We start from the raw sequence: 25,919 nt of genomic DNA on the forward strand, positions 1-25,919 counted from the left end.
GCCTCGGAGGGAACTGAAAACAATGCTATTTAAAGTCCTCTCCTTTGGAGAGGACTTTAGGTGAGGCTAAACATGCTGCGCTATCACAAAACCACTGGCCCAGGCCCATTGGAAATTATAGCCGCCCAGCCAGCCGGTCACATCCACGCATTCACCACCAAAAAACAGGCCGGGAACTTTTTTGGCTTCCAGTGTTTTGGAGGATAGTTCTTCGGTGGATACGCCGCCGCGCATTACTTCGGCTTTGTCGTAGCCTTTGTCGCCGGCGGGTTTTACTTTAAACTCATGTATCAGCTCGCTGATGTTCTCGATATCCGTTTTGGTGAGCGATGCCAGGTTTTTCTCTACGGGGAGTTTATCGCTCAGAGCCTCGGCAAATTTGCGGGTGTATAAGCCAGCCAGATAAGCCAGCAGCATCTTTTTGCCGTTGGCTTCTTTTTCCTGCAGCAGCAGGTCGGCTATGTTTTGGTTGGGTAATAGATCTATGTTGATGTATTCGCCGGGTTTCCAATAGGAGGAGATCTGTAGGATAGCCGGACCGCTCAGTCCCCAATGGGTAAACAGAATGTTTTCTTCAAAGCTGATCTTGTCGTTCCAAACGCGGCAAAAAATGCTGTTGCCACTCAGTTGCTCATACCAGGGCTGATCCTTCCCGGTAATGGTCAACGGGACAAGGGCAGGGGCGGTATCCACAATTTTAAGGTCGAACTGACGCGCGGTACGCAAGCCAAAGTCAGTAGCTCCCATTTTTGGTATCGGCAAACCACCGGCGGCTATCACTACGCTGGGTGCGCTGATATATTCCTGCTTACCGTTAACTTCGGCCCGAACGGTAAAGCCATCGGCAGTTTTTTCTACCATCTTAACCTCGGCATCACACCAGATCTCCTGGTCCATATCGGCACACAGGTCAATAAAAACCTGAACCACATCCTTGGCCTTGTCGCTCATCGGGAAAAGTTGCCCCAGCGTTTTCTCCTTGCCTTCAATGCCGTAAGTTTCAAAAAAGCTGATGGTATCCTCCACCGTCCATTGGGAAAAGGCCGATTTGCAGAAATGCGGGTTTTGCGAGATAAACTGCTGATCGGTAGCGTACAGGTTGGTGTAATTACACCTGCCGCCCCCGCTGATGAGGATCTTGGCGCCTACACGGTCGGCCTTTTCCAGTATCAGCGTACGCTTGCCCAAAAAGCCGGCCTGTACGGCACACATGAGTCCACAAGCACCGCCGCCAATAATTATTGCATCAAAATGGGTTTGTTTTGTTAAATTTGTAGTCATGACCGATGTTTCGCAAATATCAGAATTTGGCAAGATACTCATCTTCCTGATCACCGGAATAATAATGGTAGGTGTAATATTTTTTATTAACCGCCTGCTTGCTCCAAAAAATCCGAATTATGAGAAATTAACCTCATACGAATGCGGCGAAGAACCTACCGGCAATGCCTGGCTACCCTTTAATTCGCGGTTTTATGTTATTGCCCTCATATTCTTATTGTTTGATGTGGAAATGGTGTTCATATTTCCCTGGGCAACCGTATTTGGAAGTCATGAAATTATAGCGCAGGATGCCCGCTGGGGCTGGTTCTCGCTGGCCGAAATGTTTATTTTTTTAGGCATCCTGATATTGGGCCTGGTTTACGTTTGGCGTAAAGGCGACCTGGAATGGATAAAAGCCAAACCCGTGGTGCCTATAACCGATGTAACTATTCCCACATTTTTGTATGAACAATTGAATATGGAGCAGGGGAAATTTGTTGTAAAACCCTTTAATATGGGTAATGAGCCTGTAGTTGCCGAAGCAGTTGTTGCACAAACGCCTGCCGAAACCGCGCCTGTCCGGAAACCCATGTTTAAACCCACCTTTAAAAAGCCAACCAATGAGCAGTGATATAACAAGTGAAAGCGGCGGTGTTGTCGTAACCAAACTGGACGATCTGCTCAACTGGGCGCGCCTGTCGTCACTATGGCCCTTGAGCTTTGGGATAGCCTGCTGCGCTATTGAAATGATGGGTTCTATGGCTTCTACCTATGACCTGGACCGTTTTGGTGTTTTCCCGCGTCCATCAGCCCGCCAGGCCGATGTGATCATTATAGCCGGTACCGTTACCTTTAAAATGGCCGAACGCATCAAACGCCTGTACGAGCAAATGCCTGAGCCTAAATACGTGATCTCGATGGGTTCCTGCTCCAACTGCGGCGGTCCGTACTGGCAGCACGGCTACCACGTAGTAAAAGGGGTAGATAGAGTGATCCCTGTGGATGTATACGTACAAGGCTGCCCACCCCGCCCCGAAGCCCTCATCGGCTCCATACTGGAACTGCAAAAGAAAATTGAGCAGGAACATTGGGTGAAGGCGTAAAAATTAGGTATGCCTAAACGTCGAACCACAAAAAAGGCATTATTTTATTTCGAGGAGTTAACCTCTTGGGATAAGTTTAGTATTTGGTTTTATGGGATAGCATCTATCGTTTCTTATTTATAACTATTTGGGCGCAGATGAGCATAAGAAAGACTTTTGATCTTCTATACCATTTTCCCGCAAATATTTAGTTGCTTTTTTAACTACACGTCCTTACGAAATCTGAAGTCGTTTTTTATTTGGTATGGATTTGGCACGTTACACCTCGTTTTTTATTTTTTATTAAAAGATAACGGCATCTATGATAACGCAAGTGGACCCCGCCAGTTCAAGCGTCCTTCGCTTGAACTATAGTGAAGGTAAGCGTCCACGCTTACGATTATCGTGTCAAAATGGGTAAGCGTGGACGCTTACTTTAAAATATCATTCAAGCGAGGACGCTTGAATGGGCGAATTAATCAGGATGGCATATAAACCCCTCCCTGCCACCGCACAAACCGACAGCAGCCCTCCCGAAGGGTGGAACTAAAAAGGCTTATCTCATAATAACATTGTCATCCTGAGCGAAGCGAAGGATCTTCTTCAATATGCATATCGCAGAATAGATACTTCAATCGTTCAGTATGACAAATCTTTTTTCCTCAGAATTTCCCCATGCAGTCGCTCGACTCCAGCCGAGTGACCGTTATTACCCGGCCTCCGGCCGCTGTGAAAGTCCGTGTTATCTGAAAAAGGGTGCCATGCTGAGCTCGTCGAAGCATGATGGGCAGGCCTTTACGCGAGCCCTTCGACGGGGCTCAGGGTGACACCCTTGCCTTTTAAACATTTAGGAAGTTTAGCTTAACCCCGGCAACCGCACCAGCATGGGTTTTCGGTACAACGGCATATCTCGCCGCCGGCGCAGGTAATGCTTGTGGCGCAGCCGCCCTGGTTAATGCTGCAGGTAGGACCGCTGGCACCGCCTGTTACATTTTTTAATTGTGTTCTTGTCAGTACTTCGGCAACGCCAAGCCCTAACGCTTTCAATTTTAAATTTTTCATGGTTTTTGTTTTAAATGGTGGTTAATTTACTTGCTCTTAAAAGTAAAACGGTAATGTTACTTTATAGTAAATTGACCATGGTGTTTTTCGACAAAAGTTAGGAACATATAAGATGAGCGAATATTAAAAAGCAGGAGGCAGTGCGATAGTGTCCCCTTAGGGTCTCCTGAAAGGGACCCTAAGGTTGTCCAAAAATAGTCTATAACTCAGGGTCCTCTGCGAGAGACCCTGAGTGGACAAAAGCGGTAATGTTACCTATAGTGAATTGCCCACGGTTTTTTTTATAAAGGTTAAGAACTTATAGAAAAACGTCTGTTTCACATTGTCAAAATAGTCACATAAATAAAACATCATTATAAATGAATGAATATTTATTTATCTTTGAGCCGTTATGCGATTAAGAAATACAGATAAGGAAGAATTGGTAAAGCAAAAAGCTATTGAGCTCATCATCAAAGATGGTTTAGAAGGCTTTAGTATGAATAAGCTGGCCAGGGCCTGTAATATTTCGGTAGCTACGCCCTATATATATTATAAAGACCGCGACGACCTGATCATGAAAGTGGCTATGGAGGAACTGAGGGTGATGGAAGAAGCCTTTATCAAAGACTTTGATCCGGAAGAGCCATTTGAACAAGGCTTGCGTAAGCAATGGGAAAACCGTTACCGTTACGCCAGGGAAAATCCCAAGATGAACCAGTTTTTTGATCAGCTGCGCAGTTCAAGTTACCAGGAAGAGTTTCTTTCGGGCTTTATGACCGGATTTATCAGCGCCATGACCAGGTTTATGCACAATATTACAGCGCGCGGCGAGATAGAAACTATGCCTTTTGAGGTTTATTGGTCAATCGCGTTTGGTACTTTATACAACCTCATCCGCTTTGATATGGAGGGAAAAAGCTTGAGTGGTAAGCCATTTAAGATGACCGACGAAATACTCTGGAGGGCGTTTGACCTGGTTGTAAAATCTCTGAAAAAGTAAAACTGATGGAAACGGCTATAGATTTTAATCACATCCTCCTGTTTAAAACCAACATCAGCAGCAATAAGGGTAAACAGCTGCTGCATACCATACTGGATAAGCATCCCGCGGTACAATGCTGGAATATTGACATGGAGGATAGCGACTATGTATTGCGGATCATATCAGAAACACTGTCGCATACACAAATTATCGAAATCATAAATCATCATGGCTACCAATGCTATGAACTAACTTAAATTACAATATGGATAATCAACAACCGGTAGCTTTTACAGGTTACCAAAAACTCATTATATTTTTACTGGCTATCACCCAGTTTACCGTGATACTTGATTTTATGGTGATGTCGCCCCTTGGCGATATATTGATGAAATCACTTAACCTGAAACCCTCGGCTTTTGGTATTGCCGTATCGGCTTATGCGTTTAGCGCGGGTATATCGGGCTTGTTAACCGCCGGCTTTGCCGATAAGTTTGATCGTAAAAAGCTGCTGCTATTCTTTTACCTGGGCTTTATTGCCGGTACTGTTTTTTGCGGTTTGGCACAATCTTATGCCATGCTGGTTGCCGCGCGTATCATTACCGGTCTGTTTGGCGGGGTTATCGGTTCCATATCTATGGCTATTATTACCGATCTGTTTGTCCTGCAACAACGCGGACGTGTGATGGGTTTTGTACAGATGGGCTTTGGCGCAAGTCAGGTTCTTGGGATTCCTATCGGTCTTTATTTAGCCAATGCCTGGGGTTGGGAAGCTCCATTCTGGATGGTAGCCCTGTTAAGCATCAGCATTGCAGCTTTAATAGCCATTAAAATGAAACCAGTGATAGCGCATTTACTCATCAAAACCGAAAAATCGGCTTTTAAACATTTGTTACATACGGTTACCAAAAGCAATTATCGCATAGGCTTCGCGGCTACAGCGTTGCTTTCTATAGGTGGTTTTATGATGATGCCTTTCGGCAGCGCTTTCGCTATCAATAACCTGGGATTAACCAACGGGCAATTGCCTATACTGTTTATGGTATCGGGCTTGAGTGCATTGGTAATTATGCCATTGGTAGGTAAACTGAGCGATAAGATCAGCAAGTTTAAAATATTTGCAATTGCCACCACATGGATGATGTTTATGTGCGTGTTGTATACCAATTTGGGGGTTACCGCGTTTCCGATGGTTATTTTTTACAATATATTAATGATGATGGGCGTGATGAGCAGGATGATACCTTCATCAGCCTTAACCAGCGCTATCCCCGATATGGCCGATCGTGGCGCCTTCATGAGCATCAACTCCTCGTTACAGCAAATTGCGGGTGGTGTTGCCGCTGCGGTTGCGGGCATGATTGTAACGCAACAGGGCAAAGGCGCGCCGCTGCAGCATTATAACATAGTAGGCTATGTAATTGTAGGGATATCCATCATCGCCATCCTTTTAATGCGGAGGGTTGATAATCTCACTAAAAATAAAGTCGAAAGCGGCAAATCGATCATCCCCAATGAACCTGTAATTTTAGAAATGTAAGCTTTTCGCTGTTAAATTTCTTCATATTTATATCAGCAGCCCGGAGTCCTTTTATTGGAACTCCGGGCTGTTTTATTAAACGGAAAAGAGAGAACAAACCGACCGTTTGGTATGTAGCTGTTTAATAATCAGTATTACAATACTTTTTAAAGTTTTCAAAACGCATCAAAACCGTGTTGGAATTCATGTCCACGCGGGGTCTCTCGGAGAGGACCCTGCGTTTTTGAGTTTTTGCGAGAAGAACCTTAGGGTCCCTTTCAGGAGACCCTAAGGGGACATAATGGGCTATTACTCTTTTATTGGAACTCCGGTCTGTTTTATTAAACGGAAAAAACAGAATAAAGCCCCACCGTTTGGGATGTTTTCTTTGAAGGTCAATTTTTTAATACTTTTTAAACTTTTTAAAACACATCAAAACCGTGTCGAAATTTGTTAAAAGTGTTAAATTAGAGATTTTTTCGAGTGTTTTTAGACTGTTTTTGATCGATTTTAGGTTCGAAAGTGTTAAAATTGGAGGTTTAAAAAGTCTTGCGGGCGGAGAAATTTAACCCTTAGAACACTACTTTTTTCTCGTCGACTATCTCTTTTAAAACAGCCTGCAGCACCACGGCATTCCAGTCTTTAGCAAAACTGCGGCTTTTGTATTGTTTTTTGTTTTTACGGTTATAGATCATAAAATAGTTGTAGTAATTGCTGATACCTACCTCGTTCCATTGTAAAATGTTGAGTGCGTCCCAGCCAATGCCATTGGGGTGAACATAGATGCCGCAAAGCTCAAAAGTTTGGTTGATCTTGTACAGATCATAGTAGTAATTGTACTGATTTACAAAGTAATAGCGCCATAGCTGGTGGATAATCTCTGACCAGAGCTGATCATACAGTTTCTTACGGATACTATAATAACTGCCCAATTTAATACTGACCACCTTTTGCTGATCGGTTTGAATTTCAATAAAATATTGCCTGCCAAAGGTAAAAGCGTATCCCCGTATCCAGCTAACGCCATACCGGAATCCGGTAATGGTTTCAGCGGGTATAAAATCAGGCGACTTTAAACCCGTGGGTTTTTCGATAATCAGGCTTTCTGTTTTAAACGTCAATATCTTGCTCGTTTTTTTACTTAGCAAAGCCGGAATCTCAATAAGGCAGGTGTTATTATTCATTGCTATAAAAATAAGCATCTGTTACAAAAATTTACTTAAAAGCAAAAAATAAATTAATAATGCGCACACTGCAGTTTTATAAAAAGCATAAATTAGCCATTCAAATTTCCTGATGCAAAAAGATACGCCGAATAAAAATAATGTCCTGCTCAATATCCTGGGTATCGGGTTAATAACCGGAACGCTCGATGGTTTGGCCGCACTACTAATGAACTACAAAATACAACCGGCCATCATTTTTAAATTTATAGCCAGCGCCGCATTTGGGAAAGCCGCCTTTAAAGGTGGTGCCGAAATGGTTGTTGCCGGTTTAGTGTTCCACTTCCTGATAGCTATTTTGTTTACCAGCGCTTTTTACCTGTTGTATCCATTTTTTAAAAAAGGACTCAGGAATGCCTACCTGGTAGCTGTATTGTATGGTTTTACCGCCTGGATCATCATGAACCTGGTGGTTATCCCCATTACTCAAAAAGCATTCCCGGTGATTAAACTGCCTGTTTTGATAACAGGTATAGCCATCCTGATCGTGTGCCTGGGGCTACCCATAGCGTTGATAGCCGACCGCCATCTGAAGCAGGGAAAGTTCAAGATCTTATCGAAAAAATAATCTGTGTAAAATAAAAGAGCCCGGTATCTGCATACCTGAGCCCTTTTAGATTTAGAATTAATTAAACAAACGATTTTTATTGCGGCATCAACACACCGTTAAGGCCATGTATAACACCATTGCTGGCCATGGTATCAAATGATATCACCAGGGCCGCGTTTCCTTTAGCATCGGTGATCTGCAGGTTGCTCTTGTCGTTAACCGATAACGTTAGGGAGTCACCATCAATGGTTTTTAAAACAGCCTTGCCTTTACCGGCGCCCAGGGCCTTAATGATATCGGCTTTAGTATATTTACCGGCTACCACGTGATATTTTAAAACTTTAGCCAGCTTGGCATGATCCTTCATCAGGTCGTCCATTGTGGGTTTGGGCACTTTACTGAAGGCTACATCATTTGGTGCAAAAACGGTAAATGGTCCGACAGCTTTTAAGGTTGCTTCCAGATCGGCGTTCTTGATGGCCAGGGCCATTGGAGCAAAAGTGGTAGAGCTGGAAAGTACACCAACCACATCGCCTGATGCTGCGGATGGAGCAGCAGTTGAGGCAGGAGCGGTTTTATTAGTTGTATCGCGTTTAGTTGTGTCTTGTTGTTGTGTTTGGGCAATTGCATTGGTTGATAAAAATCCGATAGTTAGGGATGCAATGGCAATTAAAACTGACTTTTTCATGTTCATTTTTCTTTTGATTTTGTTAGTAATTAGCATGTAAATGAGTAGCAGTTTCTCTTATAAATTATCGTTTAAATTAATAGTTTATTTCAATTTGCGTAGGTTTATAACTTATAATTACAATAAATGTTTTTTTAATAATTAAAAAACATGGCTAAGTCGCTAAAAAAGAGGAAAATAAAAGTTGTACGAATTACACGAATTGGGGAAAACTACACGAATTAATCAAGGCTCACCTTTAATGAGTTATAGCCCATTAAAATAACAGAAAGGGTGAAAATATTCAAAAAAGCGGGTTGTAATGGTTGACATACCAAGTAGTAGTTAAATCTCATAAAAAAGCCCATGACAAATCACAGGCTCATTTTATATTGATGTAAGCGGTTACTTATTGACCTTGGGCCAGGGTATAGCCAATTTTGCCATCAAAGTTCATCAGGAATTCAACAGAGCAAACTTTAGCCAGTTCAGAAAAATCGGCCGCGATGTGCAGCAGCTCTTTCTGGGTGATCTCTTTGCCCGCTTTCTTTTCAAAACGTACCCGGTACTCATTAACCAGCTCGGTATAAATAGAACCTGTTGGCCAAACCTGTGTGCCGCGGTTTGATATCATCACCAGCTCAAAATTATCAGTCAATACCTTTTTTGCCATTTCGGCCAGTTCATTAGGTTGTACCCTGGCCTCCACAAAAACATCAACACCAATCATTTCTTCATTGATATTTTTGGTAACGGTAAGTTTGTTTTTTATGGGTTGCAGATGACTCACCCTGGCTTCAAAATCAGGGTTAGAAAAAACACCGCCGTTTGCCGGTACCTGACCTATATTGGCAATAATGGCTTCGGTAAAGGCATTGGTATTGGATGCTGGGATAGCTTTGTTACCAAAATCGCCGGTGTGTACGCCTTGTTCTAAGGTATACAACAGGGCATTTTCAATATCTGCCGCGTTTTTGGAAAAGCCTAAAAAGCGCAACATCGAAATGCCTGAAAGCAGCAAAGCGGTAGGGTTGGCAATGCCTTTGCCAGCGATATCCGGAGCGGTACCATGTACAGCTTCAAATATGGAAATATTATCGCCAATGTTGGCCGATGGTGCAAAGCCTAATCCGCCGACAAGGCCTGCGCAAAGGTCTGATACGATATCGCCTTGCAGGTTAGTTAAAACAATGGCTTCGAATGTTTCCGGACGGGTTACCAGTTTCATGCATAGGTCATCAACAATAATGTCTGATGCCTCTATCTCAGGATATTCTTTGGCTATCTGCTGAAAAGTTTCCAGGAAAAGACCATCGGTCAGCTTCATAATATTGGCTTTATGGCCACAGGCTAATTTTTTTAAGCCTTTGCGTTTGGCCATTTCAAAAGCGTAACGGATAACCTGTGCCGAGCCGGGGCGGGTGATGATCCGGCGACCTACAGCAACGTCATAAGTAAGCAGGTGCTCGATGCCGCCATAAGTATCTTCGATATTTTCGCGGATAATAGTGAGGTTAATGGGGATGCCAGCTTTAGAGAAAACGGTATCGACACCATTCAAAGTCCTGAAATCGCGCTGATTGGCATAGGTATTCCAAACTTTACGGGCAGTTACGTTGATGCTTTTTACGCCTTTGCCCTTTGGGGTTTCCATTGGTCCTTTAAATAATATGCCCAGGGTTTCAATGGTTTCCTTTGCTTTAGCCGTCATACCGGTGGAGTGTCCCGCATCAAAATACGACTTGCCCATCTCCACAAATTCATACTCCAATGGTACATTATTGGCCTCAAAAACTTTAAGTACGGCTTGCATTATCTCTGGACCTATTCCATCGCCATTGGCTACTGCTATTTTAGTTCTCATTGAAATTATATTTATGTAAAAACGGTGCAAAGGTAGCTGTTTTTGGGGTATTGCGGGGCAATGAGCTTTGATGTAATCCAATTTGTGACAATAGGATTAAAGCTTTTCAAGCTCATATGTGTTTCTTTGCAGCCATAATGTCGGTGCTTAACCGGGCTTATTTATTATATTTGATATCAAGATGAAAATAATTCCTAAACAACTTTTCAGGGTCTTCTTATTCTCAGTTATCCTGTCTATAGCGGCCGTTTGCGTTTATTACAATATATCGCAAAAGAGCGACGATTATACCAAGACATTGCCCAAGATCATGGAGAATGTCACCTTTTTAAATATTATCATTTTTGTAATGACACTGCCTGCCATGTTCCTGGTTAACCCTCCGTATTGGAATAACCGCATTGTGCGTTTTCTGCTGTATTTTGTAGGATCGGTAGTATTTATTATTACTGCCCTGAGCATGAAAATAAGTCCTCCAGTTAGAGTGGTTTACCTGATGACAGGCGGTATATTCCTGGTTGTACACGCCATTTTTTATTATTTGCTGGTTAAAAAGCGGTAGTTGATATAGATGTTGAAGCATTTTATGGCTTTTTGAAAGATTTCAGGTAAACTTGCATCTTCAACATGAAAGCATTCTACGGAGATTTAAAATTAGGTATCCTGGGCGGCGGCCAGCTTGGTCGCATGCTGATACAACAGGCCATAAATTATAATGTTACCATAAAAGTTCTTGACCCTGATCGGGAAGCGCCTTGCCGTAAACTCTGCGACGAGTTTATCATAGGTTCATTAAGCGACTATGAGACTGTTTACAATTTTGGTAAAAATGTAGACATGATCACCATCGAAATAGAAAAGGTGAATGTTGACGCCCTTGAACAATTAGAAAAAGAAGGCGTGCTGGTTTATCCGCAGTCGCGCATAATCCGGCTGATACAGGATAAGGGCCTACAAAAGCAATTTTTTAAGGAGAACGGCATCCCTACGGCCGATTTTCAGATCATATCATCGCCACAGCAATTACAGCAAAGCTTTATACCGTTCCCGTACATTCAAAAATTGCGTAAGGACGGCTACGATGGCAAAGGGGTTTATAAGGTAGCCGATGAAAGCTATTTGCCCGGAGCATTCAAAGAACCCAGCCTGATTGAGAAATGGATTGATTTTGAAAAAGAGATAGCCGTAATTGTTGCCCGGAATGAAAACGGAGAGGTAAGTACATTTCCATTGGTGGAAATGGAATTTAACCCCCAGGCTAACCTGGTGGAGTTCCTGATATCTCCATCAACCTTACCTTTCGAAATACTGGAACGTGCCGAACAGGTGGCTAAAAAGATTGCCGAGAGCCTTAAAATTGTAGGCATACTGGCCGTTGAAATGTTTTTAGATAAGCATGGTAAGATACTGGTGAATGAGCTTGCACCACGTCCGCACAACAGCGGCCACCAAACTATTGAAGGTAATGTAGTTTCGCAGTTTGAGCAGCATTTAAGAGCTATATTCAATCAACCATTGGGTGATACCGCCTGCCTTAACAACGCCATTATGGTGAATATTTTAGGCGAGACGGGTTATGAAGGCCCGGCCATATACCAAGGCATCGAAAAGATATTGAAAATGCCGGGTGTATACGTGCATTTGTATGGAAAAGCTTTAACAAAACCGTTCCGCAAAATGGGGCACGTAACCATTGTTGATGCTGACCGGAAAAAAGCCATTGAAAAAGCAAGATTTGTGCAGCAAACGCTAAAGGTGATTAGTTAAATTTAGTTCATAGATCATAGTTCATAGTAAAACAGGTCATTAGATATTCAATAAATAAAAAATAAATGGCATTTAGGTTTGAAGATCTTCAGGTGTGGCAAAAGGCCATGGACTTAGATGAACAGATCAACCAGTTGACTAAGACCTTTCCAAAAGAAGAAATTTATATCTTAATATCTCAAATTAAAAGGGCTGCAGATTCGGTAGTGTTAAATATAGCTGAAGGCTCAACGGGGCAAAGTAAAGCTGTTTTTAAAGTGTTTTTAGGCTACTCACTAAGGTCAGCAATAGAAGTTGTGAGTTGTTTATTTATCGCAAGAAGAAGGGAATATTTGAAAGAAGAGGATTTCAAAATACTATATAATGAATATGAGGTATTGGTAAAAATGATCACAGCACTCAGAAATTCAGTCTGAAGGTTTTTTACCATGAACCATGAACCATGAACCATGAACAATAAAGAACCAAAAGTAGCCATCATTATGGGCAGCAAATCCGATTTAAGTGTGATGCAGGATGCCGCCGATGTTTTAAAAGAATTAGGTGTAGCGTATGAGATCACCGTAGTATCAGCGCACCGCACGCCTGACAGGATGTTTAGTTACGCCCGTGCTGCTGCTGATAGGGGCATTAAAGTAATTATTGCCGGTGCCGGTGGCGCCGCGCATTTGCCGGGTATGGTGGCTTCGTTAACGCATTTACCCGTGATAGGTGTGCCTGTTAAATCAAGTAACTCTATCGATGGCTGGGATTCAATACTTTCCATATTGCAAATGCCAAATGGTATCCCTGTGGCTACCGTGGCCCTTAACGCCGCAAAAAACGCAGGCATTCTGGCCGCGCAAATACTCTCCACTGCTGATGAATACCTGGTTAAAAATCTCATCGACTTTAAAGAAGACCTGAAAAAGAAAGTAGAAGATTCAGCAAAGGAAATGGAAGGGTAGTTTTAAGTCATAAGTCTTGAGCCTTTAGTACTAAGTCATTTTTAATTGAACTTAAGACTAAAGGCTCAAGACTTAGAACTTAATTCAAAGCCGGGTTCTCGGGAAAATTGGCGATGTGGGCATAGCGTTGGCCCAGACCTATAACAACCTCTTTCCAGAGGTTTTGCTCATCATTGGAAAATAATGTTTCTGATTTGAATTTTTCGGCAACTATCCAGCTGTCCTGTAATATTTCTTCGTCAAGCTGCTGAGAAGTCCATCCTGAATATCCTGCAAAAAACTTAATCTCGTTTTCGGTTAATTGGTAATTGGATATGAGTTCTTTTGCCTGTTCAAAATCTCCGCCCCAAAATACACCTTCGGCTATTTCAATGCCGCCTTCTATTTTTTCTGGACAGCAATGCATAAAATGCAGGGTGTTTTTGGCTACAGGGCCGCCGTCATAAACCGGCATTTCGGAGTAGGAAACATCAGGTAAAACATCGCCCAGCATATATTCACTATGATGATTTAAAATAAACCCCATAGCGCCATCGGCAGAGTATTCTGTTAGTAAGATAACCGATCTTTTAAAATTCGGGTCCATCATAAAAGGCTCCGAAATCAGTAAACGCCCTGCAGCGGCAGGAATAGGACTTAACATAAGGTTCAGTTTTTAAATAATACAACAAGCATAATAAAAATATGTTCAATTATTAAATTAAAATTTGTGTGCCTGCTTTCGTTATCAAGGTATTAGTATTAAGATGCTTTTATACTATAAATGTTACTTTCAAAAACTGTCTTGATACTTGATACTAACTTGCTACTATATTTGTAAGTTTGCATTCAATGAATCAGCAGGAAATACAAAATTTAAGGCAGGATTATACTGCCGCTACATTATCCGAAAATGATACCAAGGGCGACCCGATAAATCAGTTCGAACAATGGTTTAACGAAGCTTTAGCCGCAAAATTGCATGAACCCAATGCCATGACGTTGGCTACAGCTACCACAAATGGAAAACCATCGGCACGTGTCGTGTTGTTAAAAGGCTTTAATCAGCATGGTTTTATGTTCTATACCAATTACTTAAGCCGTAAGGGTAAGGAGATCACCAGGAATCCGCAGGGGGCCATCACTTTTTTTTGGGCCGAGCTGCAACGCCAGGTTCGTATTGAAGGAACAATAGAAAAATTGAGCAAGGAAGATTCTGAAAGATATTTCCACACGCGGCCAAAGGGCAGCCAGATAGGAGCTGTTGTTTCACCACAAAGCCAGGAGATTGAAGGTCGTGAGGGATTGGAAAAAAAATGGAGCGAGTTGGACGCAGAATATGAAGGCAAGGAAGTGCCCAAACCATCATTTTGGGGAGGCTATATCCTGAACCCGCAACTGGTTGAATTTTGGCAAGGCCGGTCAAGTCGTTTGCATGACCGTATACTGTATAAAAAAGTTGATAAAAAAAGCTGGAAAAAAGTACGTTTGGCACCATGATGTTTGACGATATTAAACAACTGCTCATAGAAAAATTTGGCGAAGCCGTAATTACAGGCGAAGAAACAGGCGGGCTGCAATCTGCTCTATTAATCAACCCTGATGATATTACAGTGGTATGCCTGGAATTGCGTAATAATCCGCAAACCTATTTCGATTTTTTATCGAACCTTAGCGGCGTACATTACAATGATGAGGATAACCGCTATGGCGTGGTTTATCACCTGGCATCTATACCTTATAAAACACAGCTTACGTTAAAAATAAGCAAGCCGCATAACCGGGAAAGTACAGAACTTCCTGAGTTTAAAAGCATAACCAGCGTATACCGTACTGCCGACTGGCATGAGCGTGAGGCTTATGACCTGCTGGGTATATTTTTTGAAGGTCACCCCGATCTTCGCCGGATATTACTACCCGATGATTGGGAAGGTTTTCCGCTCCGGAAAGATTATAAAAATGCCGAATATTATAAGGGAATCAAGATAGATTAAGCCCCCTGCCCCCCTAAAGGGGAGCTTTTGAATGTGCGGATTTCAGATGTGCGGATATGCAAATGATCAGTGTTAAACAGAGTATTAAAAGCATCTGCACATCTGAAATTTGCACATCTGCATGTTTTTGTTCCCCTTTAGGGGGTTGGGGGGCTCAGCTTAGTTTCATTATAATACTTCAGCAGCTTATCAATATTCTTTAAGCCGTATTGATGGGCATGTATTTTCTCGACCACATCGGGATCATCGCCCATAATATCGGTCATAATATCTTCAAAATTCTCGTCGGTAAGCTGTTTCATTTCGGCGGTATTGGCGCCATAGTAATAAATGGTTTTGCCACCGTTACGGCCACGGCCGCCACCAAGGGATATGCCTATACCACCGCCTATACCGCTGCCATAACCTCCGGTACCTACGCCCATGCCAACTCCCGGCGAAATACCAAAGCCGCTTCCGCCACCGCCACCTTTCCCTCCCTGGGCAACATAAAGCTTAGTAGGTTCGTCTATCACAACTTTTACAAAATCGGTCTCTTCTTTACCCCAGGCGCCATTTTGCGGGGCGTGGGCTACTACAAAGCTATCTTTAGCCACGATGAATGACCGCAAGTCGCTGGCACTTAATTTATAAGGGTTGTTTTTTTCGGTTTCTTTAAATTCAATAAAACCTTCATCTTTTATGGGGCCTTTACCGGGAGGGTTAAGCCTGATAAAACCGGTTTCGCGGTTGCCTTTTACATCGGTAAAAGTACCGGGCTGCCATTTTTGAGCCTGTGCCGATGTGAAGCTCAATACGATTAATGAAAGAAGTATGGTAATACGCATAGCGGGTTAAAAAACAGAGAACGTAAATTTAAAACATTTTAATATGACAGATACATATTTGTTACACGCATAAAATACATGGATGATTGTAAAATTGAAAGCATATCATTTAGATTTGAGCATCTAAAATAGGAATTAAAAATTATCATGCAATTAACTGTTGATTTACGCAGCGATACGGTAACCAAACCGACACCAGGTATGCTCGAAGCCATGTGGAGCGCCAAAGTAGGCGATGATGTTTTTGGCGAAGATGAAACCGTTGCCGAACTGGAAAAGAAAGCCGCCGCCATTTTCGGCATGGAAGCGGGCTTGTTTTGCCCCTCGGGAACTATGACTAACCAAATAGCTATTAAATGCTTTACACAGCCCTTAGATGAGTTGGTAGCCGACCAAACCGCACATGTGTACAGGTACGAGGGCGGGGGTATTGCCTTTAATTCAGGTGTATCCACCCGCTTATTAAATGGGTACCGGGGCATTATTACTGCCGAAATGATAGCGCCCGAGATCAATGCCGAGAATATCCATTACCCCCATACCAGCTTAGTGGTGTTGGAAAATACGGTAAATAAAGGTGGGGGCAGCTGTTATACGCTGGCCGATATTGCCCCCATTGCCGAGCTTTGCCGCTCCAAAGGCTTGAAGCTTCATCTGGATGGCGCTCGTATATTTAACGCCCTGGCCCATACCGGCGATAAAGCCATCGACTATGGTAAATATTTTAATGGGATCTCTGTTTGTTTATCAAAAGGACTGGGTGCGCCGGTTGGCTCGGTTTTACTGGCCGATGCGGTAACTATCAAATATGCCCGCCGTATCCGTAAGGTTTTGGGTGGTGGATGGCGGCAGGCCGGTTTTTTGGCGGCTGCTGGTATCTATGCACTCGACCATCATGTAGAGCGGCTTAAAATTGACCATGCCCATGCCGCTATTTTGGGCGCCGAGCTAAGTAAATTATCCTGGGTAAATAATGTACTGCCCGTAGAAACCAACATCGTGCTTTTTGATACTGTTGAGCCAGCGACAGCGGTACTGGCCAAGCTGGCTATACATGGTATTAAAGCCATAGATACCGACAAGCACCGCATCCGTTTTGTAACGCACCTGGATGTTCATCCGGATCAAATAGAACACGTTATTAAAGTATTAAAGAGCTTTGAATAGACAAAGCAGGAGAAAGTATTCAATCAAAAGCCCGGAGTTTTTAAGTTCCGGGCTTTCTTTTTGAGCCATTAAATTAAAACACACAATTCGCCCCGCATAGCTCAAAATTCATGAATAGCTTATTTGGTTACCGGCACGGTCAAGGAAATGTCCAGGTAATCGGGCGAGCCATTTTTAGTGATGCCGAAATCTTTGGTAATTACTTTAAAAGTACCTTTAAAAATGCCCTCGTTTCCTTTATCATCAAATGTAAAATGGATAGTAACAGGCTTAGTAACACCCTTTAAAGTAAGCTTTCCATTGGCATCATAACCCGCATTGGTTTTGCTTACAGCACTTGATGTAAAGCTGATGATGGGGTAATGGTCAACATCAATAGCATCCTTAGAGTGGCTGGTTTTAATAAAAAAACCTGTGCTTAAAGTAGTAGCATCAATAGTGGCCGAGATCCTTGCGTCTTCAGGATGTGCTTTATCGAATTCAATATTCGCTTTTAAACCCTGAAATTCCCCATGAATTTTACCGTTAGAGAATTTTATTTCATAAGGATCTTTTACCTTCCAGGTAGTGGCCGCAATAAAGGCCGAAATGCTGATGAACAATATGATCAGCGCGGGATAGACAGTTTTTTTCATGTGAATATTTTTTTGATTTGATATATATAACCCCGTTTAAATGATGGTCGTTACAAAAAATACGATGGCTTTGAGTAATAGGTTGCCTGCACTAAAAAAATCATGCTAAGTCATTTTATATGGCTATTAATTAAAAAATAAATAAGAGGGGAGGCAACCTATTTGCAAATGAGATAGTAATGTATATAAACAGTGTTTACTAAAAATTATTACAAATGAAAAAACTATCAAAACTAATAGGTGTAGCTTTTATGGCAGCTATTTTGTTTTTTGCAACCAACGTAAAAGCGCAAACTACCCCGGCCAAAGACTTTGTTTTAAGCTTAGGCATTGAATCGGGCCTTCCGACTGGAGTTGCCAAACTGGGTACAAACTTTAGTCTTGGCGGAACCGCACGCCTGCAGTACGGTGTTACTAATGATCTTGCTATCACCTTTACTGCCGGTGGTTATCACTTTTTCCCCAAAAAAATACCCGGACAGGACAGAAGATATCAAAGCTATGGTGAACTGCCTATAAAAGCAGGTGTTAAGGAGTTTTTTCTGCCCAATGTATATGTAGGAGGTGAAATTGGCGTGGCTTTTGAAAAACTGGAAGGTCCGGATTGGGGGCCTCGCCGTTTAGATCTGTCACCTAATCTGGGTTATGCTACCAAACACTGGGATTTCGGTATTCATTATGATTACCTTACCCATAAGGAAGATCATCTGGGTATATTTGCCGTACGGGTAGCTTATGGCTTTGGATTATAATTTTGCTATCTGATGATATACACAAAAGGGAAGCCATATCATGACTTCCCTTTTGTGTATTACGGAGTAAAGGTTTACTCATAACTCATTGCTCAAAACTTCTTTAGTCTACCTGAACCTATTTTGATAATCTATGATCCAGCCTGGGTATTCAACCGGGAGCGCGCTTACTTCATTGATCTTTTTCAGGTCATCATCAGATAATATAATCTCGGTCGATTTAATATTATCCACCAGCTGATCATTGTTTTTTGCACCGATGATGGTACTGGTGATGCCTTTTTGCAAGCGTACCCAGGCCAGCGCAATCTGCGCGGCAGATACGCGATGTTGTTCGCCTATCTCTAAAATTACATCGATGATATCAAATGCCTTTTCCTTATTTATCGGCGGGAAGTCAAACGTCGATCTTCGCGATCCTTCGGCGTTTTGATTGTCGCGGGTAAATTTGCCCGATAAAAAACCACCAGCTAATGGGCTCCAGGGCATCATAGCCATATTTTGGTCGATAGCTACCGGCAATATTTCTCTTTCAATATCTCTGCCTGCCAATGAGTAAAAACATTGAATACCTACAAACTTGTGCCAGCCATTTTTTTCGGCAATGCCCATCGCTTTCATCACCATCCAGCCGGGCCAGTTACAAACGGCTACATAACGCACTTTGCCACTTAAAACAATATCGTTTAATGAGCGCATGATCTCTTCCACTGGAGTATGATAATCCACACCATGCACATACAATATGTCGATATGATCCAGCTGCAGGCGTTTTAGGCTGGCATCAACCGATTGGAATATGTGATATCGGGATAAACCTCCGCTGTTTTGTCCCTGGTTTAAAAAAGCCCGTACTTTTGTGGCAATAACCAATTGGTTACGGTCGAGCCCTACATCTTTGATCGATTGGCCCAACAACGATTCAGACTCGCCAAACGAATATACATTGGCAGTATCAATAAAGTTGATGCCCGAGTCAACAACCGTTTTCATAATATCATTAACCTCTTTTTGCTGGGCCTTGCCGATTGCCTCATACAAGCCGGTACCGCCAAAGGTCATAGTGCCAAAGCAAAGCTCAGAAACCAGCAGGCCGGTATTCCCTAAAAAATTATATTTCATCAATTAGTGGTTTTTGTTTGATGTGAAATTAGTTAACAAATCGAATGTTTGTAAAATATAACAACATTATTAAGTAAAAGTTGATTCGGGTATTTCAGCTCCCTTGCCTGCTCATCAAAACTTAATGATCAAGGCTTTGTTGTTCCAACTATATGAACCGATTGCTGCAAAAACTGGAAAAAATTGGTCGTGATCCCAAGGTCACCGCAAAAGCGGTCGGGTTAAGATATGTGTCAGATTCATCGCCGGGCTATACCCGCAAAAGGTCGGGTAAAGGATGGAGTTTTTACGATGCCGGGGGTAAATTGGTAAAAGATAAGGAATTGATAAACAGGTTTACCCGGTTGGTGATCCCACCTGCGTATACCCAGGTATGGATATCACCCTATGAAAACGGGCATTTGCAGTTTACCGGTATCGATGCTGCCGGGCGGAAACAATACCGCTATCATCCCGGGTGGAACAAGATCCGCAATCAATCCAAATATTATCGCTTGCAGACTTTCGCCTCTTATTTGCCCGTGATACGGGAGCAGGTAGATAAGGATCTGGCCAGGCACAAACTCGATCATAAAAAAGTAATAGCCCTTGCCGTACGCCTCATGGAATTAACCAGCATCAGGGTAGGAAACGAAGCATATCAGAAATTGTATGGCTCTTTTGGACTTACAACGCTGCAAAACCGGCATATTAAAATTGAAGGAGCAACTATCAGATTTGAGTTTAAAGGCAAAAAGGGCGTACAGCATAAAATAAGTCTGCAAAGCCGAAAGCTGGCCCGCTTGGTAAAACAATGCCGTGATATACCAGGGAAAGAGCTTTTTCAATATTATGACGAAAGCGGTGAGCGCCACAGTATTGACTCCGGTGATATAAACAATTACCTGAAAGAAATTACCGGCGAAGATTTTACCGCCAAGGATTTCCGTACCTGGGCAGGCAGCGTAAGCGCTTTATACGCGTTTAAATCGGCTGGTGAATTTGCCAATGCAACCGAGTGCCGCAAAAAAATTGTAAGCGTAATTGACGAAGTGGCTGTTACTTTGGGTAATACCCGTTCGGTCTGCAAGAAATATTATGTGCACCCATTGGTGATCAAAAGCTATGAGGATGGCACCCTGTTTAAATATATTAGCGAGCTTGATGAGGATAAGGATGAAAAGGCCACCCAGCTTAACCAGGCAGAAAAGGCATTGCTTAACCTGCTTGAAACAGAAAAACTGGCCGAAGCCAGTTGATATATTAATGTGATCGGTAAGCGAATGTTTTTTATTAATCAACCTTCTTTTTAGTGGTTATTATTATAACACCATCTTTAGCTTTATTGCCGTATTTCTTGGTGGCGTCATCTCCTGTTATCACGTCTACTTTTTCTACCCTGTCTGGATTTATATTTTTTAGCGCGGCCCCTGTTGTCTCAGTCCCATCAACCATGATTAAAGGATTTGAACCATTATCAGTGGTAATATGAATGCCCTTGTTACTGCTTACTGAGATTCCGGTTGTAGATGACTGGCCATTGGTAGATGTCTTTGAAATAGATTTTAGGGTAGTCAGAGATTTTTTTAGAGGGGCTATAGAATCACCAGCACTGACAGCAGTATGAGCGCCATTTACATTAGTTGAGGTTTTAGTAGAGAAAGTGGTAGTAACCTTGGGGTCGGGTTGAACTTTAAAGCCGGTAACCACAATCGCGTCTACCTTCGTATCAGGATTAACTTTATATCCGTTTAGTACAATGTCGTCTGTTTTTCCTGATTTTTGCAAACGTGCTTTTCCCTCGGGCGAATCTTTGGTAATAACAAGTATTACACCAGCATTTCTTACATCATCACGATTAACATATGTGGGCAAGCGGTCTACATGATCGCCTTTTAATACATTAACTTCCGCTATATTATCAGGATCAATATTTTTAAGACTGCCTTTTACACCATTGATATAACAAACCACAGAATCTTTATTGTTTTTATCGCCGATAATAAGCACTTTTTTGATAGTATCTGGTTTTACAACCGGCAAAGCTTTAGCTGTCTGTCGGCTTACCTTTTTAAGCTTAGGAAGCGGCGTATTACCCGCCGGATTAGGCAGAGCGGCAACAGTGATGATGTTTTCAAGCGGCTTCACAGCGTTGACCAGCTTTACCCGGATAGGTTTGGCAAAATCGGCCTGTGATATGCTGAATACCAGCAGCAAAGTAATCACCGCGGGTACCAGGAAGGCGTACCGGGTAAGGTTTATTTTGGATGATCTTTTAGCGTTCATCATGATAATGCGTTTTTTGATGGTTGATATATTAAAGTGGTTCACTATACCCGGTTGCTGGTTATTAAAACTTACCGAAACCAGGCTATATTGATAAGTTTTACTGTCGATACCATGGTTCAGTATCTTGCGGTCGGTTATAAATTCTATGTTTTCGCGGATAGCTTTTTTCATGAGCCAGATGCCCGGGTTAAACCAATAAAAAATACTGCTTACTTCGGCCAGCAATATATCAGCGGTATGCCATTCGTTCACGTGTATTTGCTCATGCAATAATATAGCGTTCAGGTCGGCAGGTTCATGTTTTGATGGGTTCACAAAGATGCTTTGCCAAAAAGAGAAAGGCGCGGCGTCTTTGTCCATGATCCGTACCTGGTGATTATTAATGGTAGCCGGTTTGGAGCTTTTATATAATCTGTACAGCGAGAATAACTGTACCACCAGTTTAAGAGCCAGTATGTAGGCACCCAACCAAAAAATAACCTCGGCCCAGCGCCAGTAATCGGGCTGGCTCATCGATTTTACCAGTACCGGCGCCTGCCAGTTAATGATCACTTTTTGTACCGGTTTAACCAATTCTTCATGCCGCTGTAAAAAGGCCGAAAGATTGAGCCATGGATACACACTGGCAAATACGATAGCGGCAAGCAGATAAACGCGGTTGAGCGTATAAAAAGTAAGCGGCCGGAGCACCAGGTAATAACCCGCGCAAAACAATAACAGGGCAATATTTACTTTAAGCAAAAAAACAAACAATGCTGGCATGGTATTAAGGTTTATTGTTTTCAATTAGTTTAATGATCTCCTGCAGATCGCTGGCGCTTATCTTTTTTTCATTGGCGAAAAACGTAACCAGGTCTTTGTATGAGTTTTGGAAGTAATCGCTCACAAAGCCGCTCATAAAGCGTTTTTTATATTCTTCTTCTTTAATAATAGGGATATAACGGAGCGAGTTGCCCATTTTTTCACTTTTTAAAAACTCCTTGCGTTCCAGATTTTTAATAGTGGATGCCAGGGTGGTATAAGGAGGTTTGGGCTCCTGCAATTGATCCAGAAAATCTTTAATAAAACCAGGGCCGCATTGCCATACGGCCTGCATGGCTTCTTCCTCTTGCTGCGATAATTTCTCCATTGTATTTACGATTATTTCGTAAATCTACGAATATTTCGTAGATGTGCAAATTTATTTTTATTTTTTGAAAACTGTCTGAATCAGGATTTACAGAATTTTTAAATTAACAGAATGTACTTGCAATTTCTGAGGACTCTTTATTTACCAAAAAGCTATCATCCTGAAAATTCTTAAATTCTGTGAATTCTGATTCAGACAATGTTTTAATAATTATTATCTTTAACACACAACATAGTATAAAACATAAAACGCTTATTGAAAACAATTACCCGCAGAGACTTTTTAGGTAAAGGAGCTATGCTTGCCGGTGGGGCTTATCCTGCTATGATTGCCCTTGGTTTGTTACGTCCGGCGCCTGCCTATGCTTTTAATTTGGAAGGTAGTGGCAAAGGCAAACACATCATTATATTGGGAGCTGGCCTTGCCGGTATGACCTCTGCCTATGAACTGAATAAATTAGGTTACCAATGCACCATACTGGAGGCGCGCCCGCGTGCCGGGGGACGTTGCTGGAGTATCCGCAATGGCAGTACCCACCAGGAGATCGATAAGCCCGCGATAACCGCCCGTTTTGACGATGGTCTGTATTTCAACGCTGGGCCGTCGCGCATACCGCACCATCATGAACTTACCCTGCATTACTGCAAAGAGTTGGGTGTACCCATACAGGTTTATAATAACGTAAACGAAGGCGCCTATTATTTTGCCGAAGGCAAGGGGCCGTTATCCAACAAAAAGGTAAGGGTTAGGGAAGTTCATAACGATATCCGGGGATACATGACCGAAATGCTGGCCAAAAGTATTGATCATGGCAGCCTCGACAGTAACCTGACCAAAGAGGATGGCGAAAAGATCATCGAATATTTAAGAGCAGAGGGTGGTTTAGATATCGACAAACTCTATAAAGCCTCCGCGCGCAGGGGTTATGCCGAATCGCCGGGGGCAGGAGACAAGCCAGGCAAAATTGCCGATCCGCATAAACTGGCCGATATACTGCATTCGGGCTTAATGGATCCTGATTTTTATAATGTTGCCGAATATACCTACGAATTGCAAATGACCATGTTCCAGGCCGTAGGCGGTATGGATCAGATAGCCAAAGCGCTGGAAAAAAAAGTAGCGCCATCTATAAAAATGGGGGCCGAAGTTACGGCTATAAACAATTTGGCAGAGGGTGTAAAAATTACTTATAAGGATGCACAAGGCGAACATCAGCTTACCGGGGATTTGTGTATTTGCACCCTGCCACTTCCTGTTTTAAGTAATATCAGTAATAATTTCTCGGGCGATGTAAGCAGGGCTATTGATTATATCGGGTATAACTCAACGGGTAAAATAGGCCTGCAATTTAAGCGCCGGTTTTGGGAAGAGGATGAACATATTTATGGCGGCATTACACATACCAATAACGACCTGACACAGATCTTTTATCCGTCCTATGATTATCTCGGAAAAAAAGGTATCTTAATAGGATATTACAACTTTAATGAAAAAGCCCAGAAAACAGGCGCTTTAAGCTATGCCGACCGCGAAAAATTCGCGCTGGAAAAAGGCAGGCTCATACATCCACAGTACGATACGGAATTTGAACGCTCCTTTTCGGTAAGCTGGCACAAGACCAAATACAATTTAGGTGGATGGGCTGTTTATACTACCGAAACGCGTAAAAACCAGTATCCGGTGCTGCTGAAACCGGACAAGCAGGTTTATTTTGCCGGCGAACATTTAACTTATTTAAACGCCTGGATGGCCGGGGCATTTGAATCGGCCAGGAGCACAGTGGCCGCCCTGCATGCCAGGATGAGCGAACAAGGTATTCAATATAATAGTATCAAGTAGTATAATAATAGTATCAAGTAGTTAGTATCAAGTATCAAGATTTTTTGATGAGTTTAAAAGAAAGATGAAGCTGTCTTGATACTTGATACTCGCTGCTTGATACTAAATTAAAACCAAACCACCATGGCAAATTCACTAAACCGCAGAACCTGGATCAAATCCAGCGCATTTATGGCCGGGGGACTGGCCTTCTTTTCTGGTACTATCAGTAAGCTGGCAGCAATGCCGGTTCGTGCTTTTAAACCCTCGGCACTTAGTTTAAATGATCAGGAGGCTATAACCCATGCCGGCTTTGAATTGAAGGCGAGATTATTGGCTAATGAAAATCCATTCGGCCCATCGACTGCAGCTAAAAAGGCCATACAGGATGCTATTGACAAATGTTATCAGTATCCATTTTTTGATCTGCCGTTGCTTTATAATAAAATAGCCGATTATGAGGGAGTAAAATCCAGTAACATTCTGATGGATGCCGGTTCAACCCCGCTGTTGCTGGCTGCTGCCATGCACTACACCAAAGGTGGTAAAACGGTGATCACCGGCGATCCTTCTTATGATGATCTGCCCGGCCGTGCCCAGGCATTGGACGGGAAATGGGTGAAAGTACCGCTCACGGCCGATTATAAACTTGATCTGGACGCGATGGAAGCTAAAGTAGATGATAACACCGGTTTGGTTTACATCTGTAACCCCAATAATCCAACGGCTACTATTGTGGATACTGCCAAGCTGAAAGCTTTTTGCGAGCGTGTATCCAAAAAAACAACGGTATTTGTTGATGAAGCTTATATCGATTACCTGCCCGATCCACAGTCTTCCACCATGATCAGCGCTGTTAAAGCAGGCAATAATGTAATTGTAGCACGTACATTCTCCAAATTGTATGGTTTTGCCGGTATGCGTTTGGGTTATATCATATCGCAGCCCGATACCATTACAACCTTTAAAAAATATACTACACAATCATGGAGTATTTCGGCCCCAACGCTGGCTGCCGCGCTTGCCGCTTACCGGGAAACCGACTTTTTAAATGATACCTTAAAGAAAACGAATGCATCCAAAGAGTACTTGTATTCTGTACTTAAAAAGGAAGGTTATGAGTATATCCCGTCATCGGCCAACTTTGTGATGTTCCCGCTTAAAATGGATGGCCAGAAATTCGTAGGTGAAATGATGAAACGCGGTGTGGGCGTACGCAACTGGAAATTAAACGATAAAGACTGGTGCCGCGTAAGCATTGGCCGTATGGACGAAATGGAAGCCTTTGCCGAGGCATTTAAACAAATATCATAATTTAGA

At 42.6% G+C, this 25,919-nt stretch carries 28 protein-coding genes; 17 read left to right on the forward strand and 11 right to left on the reverse strand.

Annotated features, from left to right (window positions below):
- Positions 1–66: 66 nt before the first annotated feature.
- The gene (locus tag ACNURT_RS11240; protein ID WP_419701818.1) at positions 67–1,281 is read right to left on the reverse strand and encodes an NAD(P)/FAD-dependent oxidoreductase; all 1,215 of its coding nucleotides are present in this window, start codon (positions 1,279–1,281) and stop codon (positions 67–69) included.
- Here ACNURT_RS11240 and ACNURT_RS11245 point away from each other — a divergent pair.
- Both ACNURT_RS11245 and ACNURT_RS11250 read left to right on the forward strand, forming a co-directional pair.
- The gene (locus ACNURT_RS11245) at positions 1,280–1,894 is read left to right on the forward strand and encodes an NADH-quinone oxidoreductase subunit A (protein WP_419701819.1); all 615 of its coding nucleotides are present in this window, start codon (positions 1,280–1,282) and stop codon (positions 1,892–1,894) included. The two genes, ACNURT_RS11240 and ACNURT_RS11245, sit on opposite strands and share 2 nt — an antisense overlap.
- Positions 1,884–2,366 (forward strand): NADH-quinone oxidoreductase subunit B, encoded by a 483-nt coding sequence (locus ACNURT_RS11250; protein WP_090468904.1) that lies wholly within the window; start codon positions 1,884–1,886, stop codon positions 2,364–2,366. Before ACNURT_RS11245 ends, ACNURT_RS11250 begins: the two co-directional genes overlap by 11 nt.
- A gap of 840 nt (positions 2,367–3,206) precedes the next feature.
- Here the strand turns inward: ACNURT_RS11250 and ACNURT_RS11255 are convergent.
- Positions 3,207–3,407: a hypothetical protein gene (locus tag ACNURT_RS11255; protein ID WP_419701820.1), complete on the reverse strand. Its 201-nt coding sequence runs from the start codon at positions 3,405–3,407 to the stop codon at positions 3,207–3,209.
- Between the two features lie 391 nt (positions 3,408–3,798).
- On the opposite strand from ACNURT_RS11255, the gene ACNURT_RS11260 reads away from it, so the two are divergent.
- Genes ACNURT_RS11260 through ACNURT_RS11270 form a run of 3 tightly spaced genes read left to right on the forward strand, consistent with a single transcriptional unit; the run spans position 3,799 to position 5,911 of the window.
- Positions 3,799–4,389, forward strand: coding sequence for a TetR/AcrR family transcriptional regulator (locus ACNURT_RS11260; protein WP_419701821.1), 591 nt, complete (start codon positions 3,799–3,801; stop codon positions 4,387–4,389).
- A gap of 5 nt (positions 4,390–4,394) precedes the next feature.
- Positions 4,395–4,628, forward strand: a complete 234-nt coding sequence (locus ACNURT_RS11265; protein ID WP_419701822.1) for a hypothetical protein — start codon at positions 4,395–4,397, stop codon at positions 4,626–4,628.
- Positions 4,629–4,636: 8 nt separating this feature from the next.
- Positions 4,637–5,911 (forward strand): MFS transporter, encoded by a 1,275-nt coding sequence (locus ACNURT_RS11270; RefSeq protein WP_419701823.1) that lies wholly within the window; start codon positions 4,637–4,639, stop codon positions 5,909–5,911.
- 551 nt (positions 5,912–6,462) lie between these two features.
- On the opposite strand, the gene ACNURT_RS11275 is transcribed toward ACNURT_RS11270, so the two are convergent.
- Complete coding sequence (locus ACNURT_RS11275; protein WP_419701824.1) at positions 6,463–7,074, reverse strand: hypothetical protein; 612 nt, start codon at positions 7,072–7,074, stop codon at positions 6,463–6,465.
- A 112-nt stretch (positions 7,075–7,186) separates the two neighbouring features.
- Here ACNURT_RS11275 and ACNURT_RS11280 point away from each other — a divergent pair, with 112 nt between their 5' ends.
- Positions 7,187–7,681 (forward strand): hypothetical protein, encoded by a 495-nt coding sequence (locus ACNURT_RS11280; RefSeq protein WP_419701825.1) that lies wholly within the window; start codon positions 7,187–7,189, stop codon positions 7,679–7,681.
- 76 nt (positions 7,682–7,757) lie between these two features.
- Here ACNURT_RS11280 and ACNURT_RS11285 read toward each other — a convergent pair whose 3' ends face one another.
- Together ACNURT_RS11285 and ACNURT_RS11290 are read right to left on the reverse strand one after the other, a co-directional pair.
- On the reverse strand, positions 7,758–8,351 hold the full coding sequence (locus tag ACNURT_RS11285; protein WP_419701826.1) for a fasciclin domain-containing protein: 594 nt from the start codon (positions 8,349–8,351) through the stop codon (positions 7,758–7,760).
- Positions 8,352–8,739: 388 nt separating this feature from the next.
- Positions 8,740–10,194 carry an NADP-dependent isocitrate dehydrogenase gene (locus ACNURT_RS11290; RefSeq protein WP_419701827.1) on the reverse strand — a complete coding sequence of 485 codons (1,455 nt, stop codon included), beginning with the start codon at positions 10,192–10,194 and terminating at the stop codon, positions 8,740–8,742.
- A gap of 181 nt (positions 10,195–10,375) precedes the next feature.
- Here ACNURT_RS11290 and ACNURT_RS11295 point away from each other — a divergent pair, with 181 nt between their 5' ends.
- The 4 genes from ACNURT_RS11295 (at position 10,376) to purE (ending at position 12,908) form a co-directional block, all read left to right on the forward strand.
- Positions 10,376–10,756, forward strand: coding sequence for a hypothetical protein (locus ACNURT_RS11295; protein WP_419701828.1), 381 nt, complete (start codon positions 10,376–10,378; stop codon positions 10,754–10,756).
- A gap of 65 nt (positions 10,757–10,821) precedes the next feature.
- Positions 10,822–11,961, forward strand: a complete 1,140-nt coding sequence (locus ACNURT_RS11300; protein ID WP_419701829.1) for a 5-(carboxyamino)imidazole ribonucleotide synthase — start codon at positions 10,822–10,824, stop codon at positions 11,959–11,961.
- A gap of 65 nt (positions 11,962–12,026) precedes the next feature.
- A complete protein-coding gene (locus tag ACNURT_RS11305) occupies positions 12,027–12,377 on the forward strand; it encodes a four helix bundle protein (protein ID WP_419701830.1) in 351 nt (116 codons plus the stop codon).
- Positions 12,378–12,410: 33 nt separating this feature from the next.
- Positions 12,411–12,908, forward strand: a complete 498-nt coding sequence (purE, locus tag ACNURT_RS11310) for a 5-(carboxyamino)imidazole ribonucleotide mutase (RefSeq protein WP_419701831.1) — start codon at positions 12,411–12,413, stop codon at positions 12,906–12,908.
- A 79-nt stretch (positions 12,909–12,987) separates the two neighbouring features.
- Here the strand turns inward: purE and ACNURT_RS11315 are convergent, their stop codons facing one another.
- A complete protein-coding gene (locus ACNURT_RS11315; protein ID WP_370994314.1) occupies positions 12,988–13,551 on the reverse strand; it encodes a YqgE/AlgH family protein in 564 nt (187 codons plus the stop codon).
- 188 nt (positions 13,552–13,739) lie between these two features.
- Between ACNURT_RS11315 and pdxH the strand changes: the two genes are divergently transcribed.
- Together pdxH and ACNURT_RS11325 are read left to right on the forward strand one after the other, a co-directional pair.
- The gene (pdxH, locus tag ACNURT_RS11320; protein ID WP_419701832.1) at positions 13,740–14,387 is read left to right on the forward strand and encodes a pyridoxamine 5'-phosphate oxidase; all 648 of its coding nucleotides are present in this window, start codon (positions 13,740–13,742) and stop codon (positions 14,385–14,387) included.
- Positions 14,384–14,881 (forward strand): NADH-quinone oxidoreductase subunit C, encoded by a 498-nt coding sequence (locus ACNURT_RS11325; protein WP_419701833.1) that lies wholly within the window; start codon positions 14,384–14,386, stop codon positions 14,879–14,881. Before pdxH ends, ACNURT_RS11325 begins: the two co-directional genes overlap by 4 nt.
- 137 nt (positions 14,882–15,018) lie before the next feature.
- On the opposite strand, the gene ACNURT_RS11330 is transcribed toward ACNURT_RS11325, so the two are convergent.
- Complete coding sequence (locus ACNURT_RS11330; protein WP_370994311.1) at positions 15,019–15,708, reverse strand: hypothetical protein; 690 nt, start codon at positions 15,706–15,708, stop codon at positions 15,019–15,021.
- A gap of 147 nt (positions 15,709–15,855) precedes the next feature.
- Between ACNURT_RS11330 and ACNURT_RS11335 the strand changes: the two genes are divergently transcribed.
- Positions 15,856–16,875: a threonine aldolase family protein gene (locus ACNURT_RS11335; RefSeq protein WP_419701834.1), complete on the forward strand. Its 1,020-nt coding sequence runs from the start codon at positions 15,856–15,858 to the stop codon at positions 16,873–16,875.
- A 119-nt stretch (positions 16,876–16,994) separates the two neighbouring features.
- Here the strand turns inward: ACNURT_RS11335 and ACNURT_RS11340 are convergent, their stop codons facing one another.
- Positions 16,995–17,510, reverse strand: a complete 516-nt coding sequence (locus ACNURT_RS11340) for a YceI family protein (protein WP_419701835.1) — start codon at positions 17,508–17,510, stop codon at positions 16,995–16,997.
- A 215-nt stretch (positions 17,511–17,725) separates the two neighbouring features.
- Between ACNURT_RS11340 and ACNURT_RS11345 the strand changes: the two genes are divergently transcribed.
- Positions 17,726–18,262 carry a hypothetical protein gene (locus ACNURT_RS11345; protein ID WP_370994308.1) on the forward strand — a complete coding sequence of 179 codons (537 nt, stop codon included), beginning with the start codon at positions 17,726–17,728 and terminating at the stop codon, positions 18,260–18,262.
- A 108-nt stretch (positions 18,263–18,370) separates the two neighbouring features.
- Here the strand turns inward: ACNURT_RS11345 and ACNURT_RS11350 are convergent, their stop codons facing one another.
- Positions 18,371–19,384 (reverse strand): aldo/keto reductase, encoded by a 1,014-nt coding sequence (locus tag ACNURT_RS11350; protein ID WP_419701836.1) that lies wholly within the window; start codon positions 19,382–19,384, stop codon positions 18,371–18,373.
- Between the two features lie 152 nt (positions 19,385–19,536).
- Between ACNURT_RS11350 and ACNURT_RS11355 the strand changes: the two genes are divergently transcribed.
- Positions 19,537–20,622: a DNA topoisomerase IB gene (locus ACNURT_RS11355; RefSeq protein WP_419701837.1), complete on the forward strand. Its 1,086-nt coding sequence runs from the start codon at positions 19,537–19,539 to the stop codon at positions 20,620–20,622.
- A 34-nt stretch (positions 20,623–20,656) separates the two neighbouring features.
- Here the strand turns inward: ACNURT_RS11355 and ACNURT_RS11360 are convergent, their stop codons facing one another.
- Positions 20,657–22,414: a M56 family metallopeptidase gene (locus ACNURT_RS11360; RefSeq protein WP_419701838.1), complete on the reverse strand. Its 1,758-nt coding sequence runs from the start codon at positions 22,412–22,414 to the stop codon at positions 20,657–20,659.
- A 4-nt stretch (positions 22,415–22,418) separates the two neighbouring features.
- On the reverse strand, positions 22,419–22,781 hold the full coding sequence (locus ACNURT_RS11365) for a BlaI/MecI/CopY family transcriptional regulator (protein ID WP_419701839.1): 363 nt from the start codon (positions 22,779–22,781) through the stop codon (positions 22,419–22,421).
- Positions 22,782–23,036: 255 nt separating this feature from the next.
- Between ACNURT_RS11365 and ACNURT_RS11370 the strand changes: the two genes are divergently transcribed.
- Positions 23,037–24,620, forward strand: coding sequence for a flavin monoamine oxidase family protein (locus tag ACNURT_RS11370; RefSeq protein WP_419701840.1), 1,584 nt, complete (start codon positions 23,037–23,039; stop codon positions 24,618–24,620).
- Positions 24,621–24,743: 123 nt separating this feature from the next.
- Positions 24,744–25,913: a pyridoxal phosphate-dependent aminotransferase gene (locus ACNURT_RS11375; protein WP_419701841.1), complete on the forward strand. Its 1,170-nt coding sequence runs from the start codon at positions 24,744–24,746 to the stop codon at positions 25,911–25,913.
- Positions 25,914–25,919: the final 6 nt, after the last annotated feature.

The sequence above is a fragment of the Mucilaginibacter sp. NFX135 genome (genome assembly GCF_048565145.1).
GTDB lineage: Bacteria > Bacteroidota > Bacteroidia > Sphingobacteriales > Sphingobacteriaceae > Mucilaginibacter.

Coding starts and splice junctions, on each gene's coding strand:
- ACNURT_RS11245 (WP_419701819.1), top strand. CDS start 1,280: ATGACCGATGTTTCGCAAATATCAGAATTTGGCAAGATACTCATCTTC.
- ACNURT_RS11240 (WP_419701818.1), bottom strand. CDS start 1,281: ATGACTACAAATTTAACAAAACAAACCCATTTTGATGCAATAATTATT.
- ACNURT_RS11250 (WP_090468904.1), top strand. CDS start 1,884: ATGAGCAGTGATATAACAAGTGAAAGCGGCGGTGTTGTCGTAACCAAA.
- ACNURT_RS11255 (WP_419701820.1), bottom strand. CDS start 3,407: ATGAAAAATTTAAAATTGAAAGCGTTAGGGCTTGGCGTTGCCGAAGTA.
- ACNURT_RS11260 (WP_419701821.1), top strand. CDS start 3,799: ATGCGATTAAGAAATACAGATAAGGAAGAATTGGTAAAGCAAAAAGCT.
- ACNURT_RS11265 (WP_419701822.1), top strand. CDS start 4,395: ATGGAAACGGCTATAGATTTTAATCACATCCTCCTGTTTAAAACCAAC.
- ACNURT_RS11270 (WP_419701823.1), top strand. CDS start 4,637: ATGGATAATCAACAACCGGTAGCTTTTACAGGTTACCAAAAACTCATT.
- ACNURT_RS11275 (WP_419701824.1), bottom strand. CDS start 7,074: ATGAATAATAACACCTGCCTTATTGAGATTCCGGCTTTGCTAAGTAAA.
- ACNURT_RS11280 (WP_419701825.1), top strand. CDS start 7,187: ATGCAAAAAGATACGCCGAATAAAAATAATGTCCTGCTCAATATCCTG.
- ACNURT_RS11285 (WP_419701826.1), bottom strand. CDS start 8,351: ATGAAAAAGTCAGTTTTAATTGCCATTGCATCCCTAACTATCGGATTT.
- ACNURT_RS11290 (WP_419701827.1), bottom strand. CDS start 10,194: ATGAGAACTAAAATAGCAGTAGCCAATGGCGATGGAATAGGTCCAGAG.
- ACNURT_RS11295 (WP_419701828.1), top strand. CDS start 10,376: ATGAAAATAATTCCTAAACAACTTTTCAGGGTCTTCTTATTCTCAGTT.
- ACNURT_RS11300 (WP_419701829.1), top strand. CDS start 10,822: ATGAAAGCATTCTACGGAGATTTAAAATTAGGTATCCTGGGCGGCGGC.
- ACNURT_RS11305 (WP_419701830.1), top strand. CDS start 12,027: ATGGCATTTAGGTTTGAAGATCTTCAGGTGTGGCAAAAGGCCATGGAC.
- purE (WP_419701831.1), top strand. CDS start 12,411: ATGAACAATAAAGAACCAAAAGTAGCCATCATTATGGGCAGCAAATCC.
- ACNURT_RS11315 (WP_370994314.1), bottom strand. CDS start 13,551: ATGTTAAGTCCTATTCCTGCCGCTGCAGGGCGTTTACTGATTTCGGAG.
- pdxH (WP_419701832.1), top strand. CDS start 13,740: ATGAATCAGCAGGAAATACAAAATTTAAGGCAGGATTATACTGCCGCT.
- ACNURT_RS11325 (WP_419701833.1), top strand. CDS start 14,384: ATGATGTTTGACGATATTAAACAACTGCTCATAGAAAAATTTGGCGAA.
- ACNURT_RS11330 (WP_370994311.1), bottom strand. CDS start 15,708: ATGCGTATTACCATACTTCTTTCATTAATCGTATTGAGCTTCACATCG.
- ACNURT_RS11335 (WP_419701834.1), top strand. CDS start 15,856: ATGCAATTAACTGTTGATTTACGCAGCGATACGGTAACCAAACCGACA.
- ACNURT_RS11340 (WP_419701835.1), bottom strand. CDS start 17,510: ATGAAAAAAACTGTCTATCCCGCGCTGATCATATTGTTCATCAGCATT.
- ACNURT_RS11345 (WP_370994308.1), top strand. CDS start 17,726: ATGAAAAAACTATCAAAACTAATAGGTGTAGCTTTTATGGCAGCTATT.
- ACNURT_RS11350 (WP_419701836.1), bottom strand. CDS start 19,384: ATGAAATATAATTTTTTAGGGAATACCGGCCTGCTGGTTTCTGAGCTT.
- ACNURT_RS11355 (WP_419701837.1), top strand. CDS start 19,537: ATGAACCGATTGCTGCAAAAACTGGAAAAAATTGGTCGTGATCCCAAG.
- ACNURT_RS11360 (WP_419701838.1), bottom strand. CDS start 22,414: ATGCCAGCATTGTTTGTTTTTTTGCTTAAAGTAAATATTGCCCTGTTA.
- ACNURT_RS11365 (WP_419701839.1), bottom strand. CDS start 22,781: ATGGAGAAATTATCGCAGCAAGAGGAAGAAGCCATGCAGGCCGTATGG.
- ACNURT_RS11375 (WP_419701841.1), top strand. CDS start 24,744: ATGGCAAATTCACTAAACCGCAGAACCTGGATCAAATCCAGCGCATTT.